The sequence below is a fragment of the Pseudomonas sp. EA_65y_Pfl1_P113 genome (assembly GCF_963970525.1).
Lineage (GTDB): Bacteria > Pseudomonadota > Gammaproteobacteria > Pseudomonadales > Pseudomonadaceae > Aquipseudomonas > Aquipseudomonas tritici.
Genome location: NZ_CAXAQM010000585.1, coordinates 1 through 451 on the forward strand (window position 1 = coordinate 1; position 451 = coordinate 451).

The window sequence follows — 451 nt, forward strand, 5'->3', positions numbered from 1 at the left end:
CTTACCAGCGATATTCGAAGCCGAGCGTGCCCTGGTGCGAGGTCAGCTCGTTGCGGAACTTGCCGTCGTAATTGACGTAGAGCCGCGCGGTGCTGGTCAGGCTGAGCGATGCGGCCGCGCCGGCATCCATGCCGTAGCGACTCTCGCCGATGCCGGGCACGATGATGCTCTGGTTTCCGAGGCTGACCTGCACCGATCCGAGATTCTGGCTGACATTGTCGACGAACTTGCCGTAGGCCGACAGGTCCAGGATCTTCCGGTCGAAGATGAAATAACGCCCGATCTCGGCGCCGATCATGAGGCGCGCGCGCGACAGCGCCGTCGCGCCGACATTGAGCGGATCGAGACCGCCGGCCTCGCTGAATGCCGCGCTGGTGGCACGGACATATTCCAGCGCGCCCTTCGGCACGATGCGCATCTGGTCCTCGGTCCAGTAATAACTGATCTCGGT

The 451-nt window shown here is 63.2% G+C and carries 1 protein-coding gene; it reads right to left on the reverse strand.

All coding sequences use genetic code 11. The annotated features are described in order from the left end of the window. Position 1 precedes the first annotated feature (1 nt). A partial coding sequence (locus AACY52_RS31205) for an autotransporter outer membrane beta-barrel domain-containing protein (protein WP_339561525.1) occupies positions 2-451 on the reverse strand: 450 nt, incomplete at its 5' end.